At 65.8% G+C, this 10,215-nt stretch carries 12 protein-coding genes; 8 read left to right on the forward strand and 4 right to left on the reverse strand.

Going from position 1 to position 10,215, the window contains the following annotated elements:
• Positions 1–154 precede the first annotated feature (154 nt).
• From DBV14_RS31090 to nthA, 3 genes are read right to left on the reverse strand one after another with little or no spacing between them, the layout of a single operon-like run.
• Positions 155–505 carry a nitrile hydratase accessory protein gene (locus tag DBV14_RS31090; protein WP_124465479.1) on the reverse strand — a complete coding sequence of 117 codons (351 nt, stop codon included), beginning with the start codon at positions 503–505 and terminating at the stop codon, positions 155–157.
• A gap of 50 nt (positions 506–555) precedes the next feature.
• A complete protein-coding gene (gene nthB / locus DBV14_RS31095) occupies positions 556–1,230 on the reverse strand; it encodes a nitrile hydratase subunit beta (protein ID WP_124465457.1) in 675 nt (224 codons plus the stop codon).
• A complete protein-coding gene (gene nthA, locus DBV14_RS31100) occupies positions 1,227–1,904 on the reverse strand; it encodes a nitrile hydratase subunit alpha (RefSeq protein WP_124465458.1) in 678 nt (225 codons plus the stop codon). Before nthA ends, nthB begins: the two co-directional genes overlap by 4 nt.
• A 73-nt stretch (positions 1,905–1,977) precedes the next feature.
• On the opposite strand from nthA, the gene DBV14_RS31105 reads away from it, so the two are divergent.
• The 4 genes from DBV14_RS31105 (at position 1,978) to DBV14_RS31120 (ending at position 4,912) form a co-directional block, all read left to right on the forward strand.
• Positions 1,978–2,820, forward strand: a complete 843-nt coding sequence (locus tag DBV14_RS31105; RefSeq protein ID WP_124465461.1) for a thymidylate synthase — start codon at positions 1,978–1,980, stop codon at positions 2,818–2,820.
• Between the two features lie 5 nt (positions 2,821–2,825).
• Entirely contained in the window at positions 2,826–3,353 is a 528-nt protein-coding gene (locus tag DBV14_RS31110) for a dihydrofolate reductase (protein ID WP_185546189.1), read from the forward strand.
• Positions 3,350–4,480 carry an App1 family protein gene (locus DBV14_RS31115; RefSeq protein ID WP_124465465.1) on the forward strand — a complete coding sequence of 377 codons (1,131 nt, stop codon included), beginning with the start codon at positions 3,350–3,352 and terminating at the stop codon, positions 4,478–4,480. The genes DBV14_RS31110 and DBV14_RS31115 overlap by 4 nt, the downstream gene beginning before the upstream one ends.
• Before the next feature lie 192 nt (positions 4,481–4,672).
• On the forward strand, positions 4,673–4,912 hold the full coding sequence (locus DBV14_RS31120; RefSeq protein ID WP_124465467.1) for a hypothetical protein: 240 nt from the start codon (positions 4,673–4,675) through the stop codon (positions 4,910–4,912).
• Positions 4,913–4,966: 54 nt separating this feature from the next.
• Here DBV14_RS31120 and gdhA read toward each other — a convergent pair whose 3' ends face one another.
• The gene (gdhA, locus tag DBV14_RS31125; protein ID WP_124465469.1) at positions 4,967–6,310 is read right to left on the reverse strand and encodes an NADP-specific glutamate dehydrogenase; all 1,344 of its coding nucleotides are present in this window, start codon (positions 6,308–6,310) and stop codon (positions 4,967–4,969) included.
• 520 nt (positions 6,311–6,830) lie between these two features.
• On the opposite strand from gdhA, the gene tssB reads away from it, so the two are divergent.
• The 4 genes from tssB (at position 6,831) to tssE (ending at position 10,091) form a co-directional block, all read left to right on the forward strand.
• A complete protein-coding gene (gene tssB / locus DBV14_RS31130; RefSeq protein ID WP_124465471.1) occupies positions 6,831–7,421 on the forward strand; it encodes a type VI secretion system contractile sheath small subunit in 591 nt (196 codons plus the stop codon).
• 61 nt (positions 7,422–7,482) lie between these two features.
• Positions 7,483–8,988: a type VI secretion system contractile sheath large subunit gene (gene tssC, locus DBV14_RS31135; protein WP_124465473.1), complete on the forward strand. Its 1,506-nt coding sequence runs from the start codon at positions 7,483–7,485 to the stop codon at positions 8,986–8,988.
• 139 nt (positions 8,989–9,127) lie between these two features.
• Positions 9,128–9,607, forward strand: coding sequence for a type VI secretion system tube protein Hcp (locus DBV14_RS31140; RefSeq protein WP_124465475.1), 480 nt, complete (start codon positions 9,128–9,130; stop codon positions 9,605–9,607).
• A gap of 25 nt (positions 9,608–9,632) precedes the next feature.
• The gene (tssE, locus tag DBV14_RS31145) at positions 9,633–10,091 is read left to right on the forward strand and encodes a type VI secretion system baseplate subunit TssE (RefSeq protein ID WP_185546190.1); all 459 of its coding nucleotides are present in this window, start codon (positions 9,633–9,635) and stop codon (positions 10,089–10,091) included.
• Positions 10,092–10,215: the final 124 nt, after the last annotated feature.

Genomic DNA, 10,215 nt, shown 5'->3' on the forward strand with positions numbered 1-10,215 from the left:
TGGTGTACCGCTGATCAACGACCACTCTGATGACGCTCACGCGGATGGTGTGCTCTGCGCAGCGAAATAAAGGAGGAGCGAAGCGGGGGACATTCGCGGAGCAGAGCACACCGTCGGCGTGAGCGTCGCCCTGAACGCACCACGAAACAAGCGCCTAAGAAAAGTCCTCGCCGCGAAGCTCAATAGGCTGCCCATGCGGCGTACGGTCAGCCGCCTGGTCCCACGCGTGACGGTATCGGGCGAGTTCTTCGCCGGAGCTCGCGCCCTTGTGCGCTACCAGGTGCTCCAGCGCGGCCAGCCAATGACGGTAGTACGTCTCGCCAGTGTCCGGGTCCCCCGCGGCCTGAGCGGCGGCGATCTGCGCGGCCAAGGCTTCGGCCCATTCGGGCCACGTGAACAGGCCGCCTTCGTGCAGCGCCAGCGTCATCGCAAAGGCCTGCGCTTCCCAGGGAGCGTTGAACACCGGTCCGTCGGCCTCCCGGGGCATGCCGGGCACCAACGGCATGCGGTGCGCATTGTTGTCGCTGCTGTCGCTGCTGCCGCTGCTTTCGCCCTTCACGCGACCGCCTCCAGATAGCTTTCCCATGCATCGACCGACACCGACACGTTCTGGCGCGGTGCGTCGTTGCCCCACAGCTCCGCTTCGTCGAAGACCACCGTGTACAGCCACTGCGGCTGCTCACCCAGCCCCTGTGCATTGGTATCGGCGAAGACATGCGCGCCGTGCAGATGCGCAATCACGCCGCGTTTGCCCTGCACATAGCCGGGCAGCCGCGTGTGGTGGTCGACCTTGCCCAGGTGCATGCGCACAGGCTGGCCCAATGCAAAACGCGCGGGGCCTGGCGCGGGGCGTTCGGTCGACGAGCCCTTGGCCAACACGGCCGGCACGTTCGCGGCCTGCAGCACGCGGGCGACGGGGGCGGCGGCGTGGCGCATTTCGCCGGACGCGAGCTCGTCCGGAAAAACCTGCCCGCGCTGCAGCATCAACTGCTCGAGCGCGCTGAGCCATATCTGGTAGTAGCTCAGGTCGCGGTAGTCGGGCAGCGTTTCGCGCACGGCGCGGCTCGCATCGATGTTCCATGAGCCGGTCGCGCCCATGGCCAGCGTGAGCGCCAATGCGCGCGGCTCCCACGCGCCGTGGAACAGCTCGCCTTCGGGCTCGGGCGTGACAGGTCCGAAGCCCGGCTGGCCGCCCAGGTCGGCCTTGGTGGCGTAGTGGTTGCCGCTCATGCGGGACTCTCCTCCCTGACCGGCGCCTCGACCAGCCGCGTGCCGATCATCGAATCACGCGACACCAGCGCGGCCAGCTCGTCTTCGGTCAGGTCATCGGTGCCGGGCGGGCGCTGCGGAATCACGAGGTAGCGCACTTCGGCGGTCGAGTCCCAGACGCGGATGTGCGTGGCCTGGGGCAAGGTCACGCCGAAATCGGCCAGCACGCCGCGCGGGTCGCGCACCACGCGCGAGCGGTAGGGCGCGCTCTTGTACCAGGTGGGCGGCAGGCCCAGCACCGGCCAGGGGTAGCAACTGCACAGGGTGCAGACCACCATGTGATGCTGCGTGTCGGTGTTCGCCACCGCCACCATGTGCTCGCCCTGCCGGCCGGTGTAGCCCAGCGAGGCAATGGCCGCGGTGGCGTCGGCCAGCAGCCATTCGCGAAAGGCCGCATCGACCCAGGCCCGCGCCACCACGCGCGCGCCGTTGCGCGGGCCGATGCGGGTCTGGTAGGTGTCGATCAGCGTGTCGAGCGCGGCAGGGTCGATGTAGCCCTTTTGCGTCAGCACGCTTTCGAGGGCGCGCACGCGCAGGTCCATCTCGCCGAGTTCGCTGTGCTCGTGGCCGTGGTCGTGGTCGTGGCCGTGATCGTGCGTGTGTCCGTGGCCGTTCGTGGGGTGGTCTTGGCTCATGTCCGCCATGCTAAGCCCAGGCACTTAAAATTCGAAACACCCGGCCCCGGCCCGCCAGAGACCCCCTCCTCCCATGACTTCCACGCCCTCCCGCCCCGTCCGCTCCCAATACGAAGACTTCATGCGCCACGTGGACACCCACGGCGTGCAGAAGAGCGACCGCACCGGCACCGGCACCAAGAGCGTGTTCGGCCACCAGATGCGCTTCGACCTGAACGAAGGCTTTCCGCTGGTGACCACGAAGAAGGTGCACCTCAAGTCCATCATCCAGGAACTGCTGTGGTTCCTGACCGGCTCCAGCAACAACAACTGGCTCAAGGAACGCGGCGTCACCATCTGGGACGAATGGGCGCGCGAAGACGGCGACCTAGGCCCGGTGTACGGCGTGCAGTGGCGCAGCTGGCCCACGCCCGACGGCGGCCATATCGACCAGATTTCCGACGTCATCAAGACGCTGAAGACCAACCCCGACTCGCGCCGCATCATCGTCAGCGCATGGAACGTGGCCGAGCTGTCGAAGATGGCGCTCATGCCCTGCCACGCCTTCTTCCAGTTCTACGTGGCGCCGGCACAAACCGAAGGCGGGCGCGGCAAACTGAGCTGCCAGCTCTACCAGCGCAGCGCCGACATCTTTCTCGGCGTGCCCTTCAACATCGCCAGCTACGCGCTGCTCACGCACATGGTGGCGCAGCAGTGCGACCTCGACGTCGGCGACTTCATCTGGACCGGCGGCGACTGCCACATCTACAGCAACCACGCCGAGCAGGTGGCGCTGCAACTGAGCCGCACGCCCTACCCCTACCCCACGCTGAGCATCAAGCGCAAGCCGGCGTCGATCTTCGACTACCAGTACGACGACTTCGAAGTGATCGACTACAGGCACGGCGATCCGATCAAGGCGCCGGTGGCGGTGTGAGCGGAATGAGCACCACGCCCCGCATCAACCTCATCTTCGCTCGCGCCGCCAACGGCGTGATCGGTGCCAACAACACCATCCCCTGGCACCTGCCGGAGGACATGGCGCACTTCAAGCAGCAGACCGCCGGCGCTCCGGTGGTCATGGGCCGCAAGACCTGGGATTCGCTGCCGCCGCGCTTTCGTCCGCTGCCGGGCCGCCAGAACATTGTGGTCACGCGGCAGGCCGACTGGCGTGCCGATGGCGCGCAGCACGTGGGCAGCCTGCAAGAGGCGCTGTCGCTGTGCGAGCAACACCAGGCCGGCGAGGTGTGGGTGATCGGCGGCGCGCAGATCTATGCCGAAGCCGAGCCCTTCGCGCAGCGCGCGGTGGTCACTGAAATCGCGCGCGACTACGAAGGCGACGCGCATGCACCGACGCTCGCCGCCGCCGCATGGCGCGAGACACAGCGCGAAGCGCATGTCTCGGCCAAGGAAGGCCTGCCCTTCAGCTTCGTGACCTACGAACGCATCGGCGCCGGCAAGGCTTCATGAGCGACGGCACGCGCCCCTTGCCACTCCCGGCGCTGCGGCGCCGGTCGCTGGTGGCGGGTGCGGCGCTGCTCGCCGGCCTGGCGCCGCTGCAGGCGCTGCATGCGGCAAAGCCACTCGAGCCCGATGAAGAAGCGCTCTTCATGACCGGCACCGCGCGGCCCACGCCCGACGGCCGGCTCGAAGTCGACATCCATGCATGGATCTTCGAGCGCGAGCACCGCTGGGGCCTTAACACCGCCTTTGCGCGCTACCTCGGCCTGAACCTGAAGAAGCTGTCGCCCGCCTCGCGGCTGCGCTTCAACCAGCGCACCGCGCTGTTCCATGCCGAGTCCGAAGAAGGCAAGCTGATCGACGTCGACTTCGACGGCGTGCCGACGCGCATCGCGATGCCGCCCTCGGGCAAGGACGGCCGCAGCAACCTGCGCGTGGTGATCGACGCGCCGCGCGCGGCGACCTCGCAAGGGTCGCAACAGTGGCAGCAGTTCCACGGCGTCACCGGCCCCGGCGAACTGCTGCACCGCTTCAGGGGCCAGGCGCTGATCGTGCCCGCGCAAGGCACGTCGATCATTTCGGACATCGACGACACCATCAAGCGCACGCAGGTGCGCGACCGGCGCGAGATGCTGCTCAACACTTTCGCGCGCCGCTTCGAGGCCACGCCCGGCATGGCGGCGTACTACCGCACGCTGGCAAAGACGCCCGGCACGCGCTTTCACTACCTGTCGTCCAGCCCGATCCAGCTGTATCCCGCGCTCTCCGATTTCATTCGCGGCGCCGACTTTCCAGCCGGCAGCATGCACCTGCGCGAAAGCACCACATGGCGCACGCTGGTGCCCGGCGACGAAGATTCGCGCGCGCACAAGCTCGGCGTGATCCAGCGGCTGTTCACCGAATTTCCGCAGCGCCGCTTCGTGCTGGTGGGCGACTCGGGCGAGGCCGACCCCGAAATCTATGCGCAGGTGATGCGCGCGCACCCGGGCCGCATCGATGGCATCGTGATCCGCGACGTGACCGGTGAAGACCGCCGCTCGGACCGCTATCGCGCGACCTTCGAAGGCATCGACCCGGTGCTCTGGCACATCCTGATGCCCGACACCACGGCGTGGCCGGTTCAGGCCCGCAACTAGCGCGGCACGGCCAGAAAAAATTCGAAGAAATTCGAAAAAAGCCGGAAACAAACCGGCACCTTCGCTGATTCAAGTACACGGAAAGAACACTTCGGTACACGCCGCGAAAGGCATGCGCGCCGCAGGGATTAGGCAGCGCTAATTGTTTGTGCGCACAATGTCCGAACCGCCATCAAGACAAGGAGACGGACCATGTCCATGGAATTTCTTCGGGTGCTCTCCGAGCAGAAATTGCCATACGTCGTCCACACGCCCGCAGACATCGACAGGCTGCGCGTGCTGCGTGCGGCCGAGCTGGTGACCGCATTCATTCCGCCGTCGGACCGCACGCCCGACGCGCGCGCGATACGCCAGCTGGCCCAGGTCGAGTCGATCACGGCCAAGGGAAAACTGGCCTTGAACAAGGCCACCTCGGCGTTCATCGAACTCTGACCTGAACGCTCGCCCGATTCGTTCGACTCGCTCGATCCGCTCGGGCAAGCGGCCTCAGACCACGCCTTGCGCCAGCATCGCGTCGGCCACGCGCACGAAGCCCGCGATGTTCGCGCCATCGACGTAGCTCACGCTGCCGTCCTTGCGTGCACCGTAGTGCAGGCAGGACTCGTGGATGCCCTGCATGATCTGCAGCAGGCGCCCATCGACCTCGTCGCGCGTCCATGACAGGCGCGCCGCGTTCTGGCTCATTTCGAGCCCCGAGGTCGCCACGCCGCCCGCATTGCTCGCCTTGCCGGGCGCATACAGCACGCCGTTGCCTTCGAGCACCTTCACGGCCTCCATGGTCGAGGGCATGTTCGCGCCCTCGGCCACGCAGACCACGCCGTTCTTCACCAGCGTGCGCGCGTCTTCCTCGTTGAGCTCGTTCTGCGTGGCGCTCGGCAGCGCCACGTCGACCGGCACGTGCCACGGCGTCGCGCCGGCCACGAAGCGCGTGCCCGTGCGTTCGGCGTAGTCGCTCACGCGGCCGTAGAGGTGGTTCTTCACATCCATCAGCACGGCCAGCTTCTCGGTGGTGAAGCCGTCTTCGTCGACCACGGTGCCACTGGAATCGGACACGGTGACCACCTTGGCGCCCAGCGCCATTGCCTTCTCGATGGTGTACTGCGCCACATTGCCCGCGCCCGACACGCTCACGCGCAGGCCGTCGAAGCTGCGGCCCTTGCGCTTGAGCATTTCCTGCGCAAAGTAGACGTTGCCGTAGCCGGTGGCCTCGGGGCGGATCAGCGAACCGCCGAAGCTCAGGCCCTTGCCGGTGAACACGCAGTCGGCACGGTTGGTGAGCTTCTTCACCATGCCGGCCATGAAGCCGACTTCACGGCCGCCCACGCCCACGTCGCCCGCGGGCACGTCGGTGTCGGAGCCGATGTGGCGGAACAACTCGCTCACGAAGGCCTGGCAGAAGCGCATCACTTCGCCCTGGCTCTTGCCCTTCGGGTCGAAGTCGGCACCGCCCTTGCCGCCGCCCATCGGCAGCGTGGTCAGCGCATTCTTGAAGGTCTGCTCGAACGCCAGGAACTTGAGGATCGACAGGTTGACCGACGGATGAAAACGCATGCCCCCCTTGTACGGCCCGATGGCTAGGCTGTGCTGGATGCGAAAGCCACGGTTGACCTGCACTTCGCCATGGTCGTCCACCCAGGACACGCGGAACATGATCACGCGCTCGGGCTCCACCAGGCGTTCCAACAGGCTGTGGGCCACGTATTTCGGGTGCTGCTCGATGTACGGCCAGAGGCTTTCCATCACTTCGGTCACGGCCTGCAGGTACTCGGGCTGTCCGGGGTTGCGTTGTGCGACATGTGCCAGGAAACCCCCGACGGATGCGTGCTTCATTCCAAATCCTTCTTCCAAAACGGTGCATAACCTTATGCGAATCGTGCATTTTGCCGGATTGGATAACCAATTCGGCGCATGAAACCACCGTTTTGGTGCGGATTTACAGGGGAATGACGAGGCGCGCCATCTCGGTGCCAAGGCGCTGAAGCCCCGCCGGACGGCCCCTCGCCATCGAATTGACGCGCGCGCCAACGCGCGCGAAATAGGCCTCGCCACCCCCCGTTGTCATTGGACTTTAGTCCGATGCGCGGCGTCGGCCGCCTGACTAGCATCGCCTCGCTCAGACCGTTACCAGAAGTTTTCCATGTAACCAAGTAGCCGCTGCGCATTTCTCGCGGTCGTGTGACTTGTTACCTGTTTTCGGGGATTGTGAGCAGGTATGTCGATTTGTATCTTCACCCCCTCCGACGCCGCGATCGGGAGTTCACCGGCCACCGGCAGTACGCCGCCGGCGCGAAGCGGGCCAAGGGCCGCCGCATTTTTTCTTTGTCAACTCAACCTTTTCTGAGAGCGAACCATGTCGAACAGCTTGCAAAAATGGGTGGGGCGCAACCGCCCGCCACGCGTCCAGATCACGTACGACGTCGAGATCGGGGACGCTGTCGAAAAGAAGGAGCTCCCGCTGGTCGTCGGCCTGCTGGCCGATCTTTCGGGGCAACCGGTGCAGCCGCTGCCCAAGCTCAAGGAGCGCCGCTTCGTCGAGGTCGATCGCGACAACTTCGACGAAGTGCTGGGCAACATCTCCCCCCGCCTCGACCTCTCGGTGCCCGACACCCTGAAGGGCGAAGGCAACCTGAAGATCGAACTGGGCTTCAAGGATTTCGGCGACTTCCACCCTGAATCGATCGTGCGCCAGGTGCCCCGCCTGGCCAAGCTGCTCGAAGCCCGCCAGCAGCTGCGCGACCTGCTCGCCAAGCTCGACGGCAACGACGAACTCGACGACCTGCTCGAGCGCGTGGTGCAGAACAGCGAAGACCTCAAGACCGTGCAGAGCCAGGCCAAGGCGCAGGCCGGCGGCACGGCCGCGGCTTCGCAGCAAGCCCCGCAGGCCGGCAACGCCGGCGCGGAGCCCCACCCGTCCCCCGAGGCCGAAGCCCCGGCAGCCTAACCAACCTCCTGTCGGCTGCCGCCCCGCAGGCGCACCCGACCTCTTTTGAATGGTGATTCAGATGGCCAACAACAAATCCAAAGCCGCCGAAGCCGGCGGCGCGGCAACCGTCACGACGCACAGCGAGCTCGGCTTGCTCGACAAGATCGTCTACGAAGGCAACATGGTGACCGAGCCTTCGCAGGGCCCCTACGCGAGGAAGCTGATCGGCCAGTTGGCCTCGCAGATCCTCGACGAAGGCATGAAGACCAGCCCCGACAAGGGCGTGGTCACGCTCATCAACGAGCGCGTGGCAGAAATCGACCGGCTCCTCACCGACCAGCTCAACGCGATCCTGCATGCGCCCGAGTTCCAGGCGCTCGAAGGCTCGTGGCGCGGCCTGCGCGACCTGGTGTTCGGCACCGAGACCGGCACCAACCTCAAGCTGCGCCTGCTCAACGTGAGCAAGAAGGACCTGCTCAAGGACCTGGAAACGGCGGTCGACCACGACACCAGCGTGCTCTTCAAGAAAATCTACGAAGAGGAATACGGCACCTACGGCGGCCACCCCTATTCGCTGCTGATCGGCGACTACTACTTCGGCCGCCATCCGCAAGACATCGCGCTGCTGGAGCGCATCTCCCGCGTGGCCGCCGCCGCGCATGCGCCCTTCATTGCCGCGGCCGCGCCCGGCCTGTTCGACTTCAAGTCGTTCACCGAACTCGGCATTCCGCGCGACCTGTCCAAGACCTTCGAAAGCGCCGAGCTCACCGCCTGGCGCAGCTTCCGCGAATCGGAAGACTCGCGCTACGTGTCGCTGGTGCTGCCCAGCTACGCCGCCCGCCTGCCCTACGGCGCCAAGACCATTCCGGTGGAGAACTTCAACTACGAGGAAGACGTGGACGGCACCGACCACGGCAAGTACCTCTGGGCCAATGCCGCCTACCAGCTCGGCCTGCGCATCACGCAGGCGCATTCGGTCTACGGCTGGACCACGGCCATTCGCGGCGTCGAAGGCGGCGGCAAGGTCGACGGCCTCGTGGCCCATGCCTACAAGACCGACGAAGGCGACATCGCGCTGAAGCCACCGACGGAAGTGACCATCACCGACCGCCGCGAAAAGGAACTGAGTGACCTGGGCTTCATTGCCATCGTCAACTCGAAGGGCTCGAACACCGCCACCTTCTTCGGCGGCCAGACCGTGAACAAGCCCAAGGTGTACGACAAGGATGCCGCCAACGCCAACGCGGCCATCTCGGCGCGCCTGCCCTACATCCTGGCGGCCTCGCGTTTCGCGCACTACCTGAAGGTGATCGTGCGCGACAAGATCGGCAGCTTCCAGACGCAGGCCGACCTGCAGAAGCACCTGAACAACTGGGTCGCCAACTACGTGCTGGTGAGCCCGTCGGCACCGCAGGCGCTGAAGGCCAAGTACCCGCTGAGCCAGGCGCGCGTGGACGTGACCGAAGTGCCGGGCAAGCCGGGCTCGTACCGCGCCATCGCTTTCCTGAAGCCGCACTTCCAGCTCGAAGAGCTCTCGGCCTCGATCCGCCTGGTGGCGGACCTGCCGGCCGCCGCGGCCGCCTGAGCCCGAGCCTGACCCGGCGGCGCGCGAACAGTCACGCACTCGCGCGCCGCATTCATCCCTCCATCGATCAATCGATCCATCCATCGCATTCCTCCGCGCCAGCAGGCGCGGACAGACAAAACGAAAGAACCTTTCCATCATGGCCATCTATCTCAAGCTGAACGGCGTCAAGGGGCAAACCCAGGTCAAGGGACACGAAGACTCCCTTGAAGTGCTGAGCTTCCAGTTCGGGGGCGGCATCAGCGTGACCACCGGCACCAGCAACCAGACCCGCACCACGGACACGCCGCATTTTTCCGAAATCACGCTGTCGCGCATCAGCGATTCGGCCACGCCGCAGCTGCTGCAGAAGCTGGCGCAGGCCGAGGTGTTCGAAGGCAAGTCGGTCATCACGTTCACGCGCGAAGACAAGGGTGTGCTGCTGGACCTGATCGTGGTGACGCTGACCGACGTGATCCTGAGCGGCCTGTCGCTGTCGAGCGGCGGCGAACCTCCGTCGGAGTCGTTGTCGCTGAACTACGCCAAGATCGAGCTGGACTACACGAAGCAGAAGGAAGCCGGCGGCCAGGAAGGCATTGCGCCGTTCATGTGGAACCTGTCGACGAACTCGACCAGCTGATGCAGGCATCCGGCGCCCGTTGATCGTGTCCGAACTCGCCAAAGGAGGAGTCGTTCCGCTGTTCGACCGGCTGTCGTCGGCGCCGGCCGGGCACGGCACGGGCGCGCACCTGGAAACGATGGCGTCGCTGCAGGAGTCGATAGGCCGGGAGTTGCGGCGGCTGTTCAACACACGCTCGTCGCTGTCCCCGTCGGACTACGCGCAAGGCGGCACGACGGTGCTGGAGTACGGCATTCCGGACCTGAGCGCACTGAGCACGCAAAACGCCTCCGATTGCCAACAGGTAGCGGCGGCGTTGCGCGAGGCGGTGTTGCGCTACGAGCCGCGGTTGTCGGACGTGACGGTTCACGTGAGCGCCACGCCGAACCGCCAGGAACAGGCGCTGGTCCGTATCGGTGCCCAGGCCAGGGCCGGTCTGGAACTGCGTCGTGTGGACTTCGAGATGCTGCTCGGTGCGCCGGACAGCCTGGCGAAGGTTGCCTAGGATGAAGCGCGCTTGTTTCTTGCCTCTATCGGCTGTTAGTTGTCTTTCTGCTCGCCGCGCTGTGTTTGGCGTTCGTTGTTCAGGGCTCGCCCGCGCCGACGGTGTGCCCTGCTCCGCGAATGTC

Origin of the sequence: Variovorax sp. KBW07 (assembly GCF_003852515.1) — a bacterium.
GTDB lineage: Bacteria > Pseudomonadota > Gammaproteobacteria > Burkholderiales > Burkholderiaceae_C > Variovorax.

Coding starts and splice junctions, on each gene's coding strand:
- DBV14_RS31140 (WP_124465475.1), top strand. CDS start 9,128: ATGGCCATCTATCTCAAGCTGAACGGCGTCAAGGGGCAAACCCAGGTC.
- gdhA (WP_124465469.1), bottom strand. CDS start 6,310: ATGAAGCACGCATCCGTCGGGGGTTTCCTGGCACATGTCGCACAACGC.
- nthB (WP_124465457.1), bottom strand. CDS start 1,230: ATGAGCGGCAACCACTACGCCACCAAGGCCGACCTGGGCGGCCAGCCG.
- nthA (WP_124465458.1), bottom strand. CDS start 1,904: ATGAGCCAAGACCACCCCACGAACGGCCACGGACACACGCACGATCAC.
- DBV14_RS31105 (WP_124465461.1), top strand. CDS start 1,978: ATGACTTCCACGCCCTCCCGCCCCGTCCGCTCCCAATACGAAGACTTC.
- DBV14_RS31110 (WP_185546189.1), top strand. CDS start 2,826: ATGAGCACCACGCCCCGCATCAACCTCATCTTCGCTCGCGCCGCCAAC.
- DBV14_RS31090 (WP_124465479.1), bottom strand. CDS start 505: ATGCCGTTGGTGCCCGGCATGCCCCGGGAGGCCGACGGACCGGTGTTC.
- tssB (WP_124465471.1), top strand. CDS start 6,831: ATGTCGAACAGCTTGCAAAAATGGGTGGGGCGCAACCGCCCGCCACGC.
- DBV14_RS31120 (WP_124465467.1), top strand. CDS start 4,673: ATGTCCATGGAATTTCTTCGGGTGCTCTCCGAGCAGAAATTGCCATAC.
- tssC (WP_124465473.1), top strand. CDS start 7,483: ATGGCCAACAACAAATCCAAAGCCGCCGAAGCCGGCGGCGCGGCAACC.
- DBV14_RS31115 (WP_124465465.1), top strand. CDS start 3,350: ATGAGCGACGGCACGCGCCCCTTGCCACTCCCGGCGCTGCGGCGCCGG.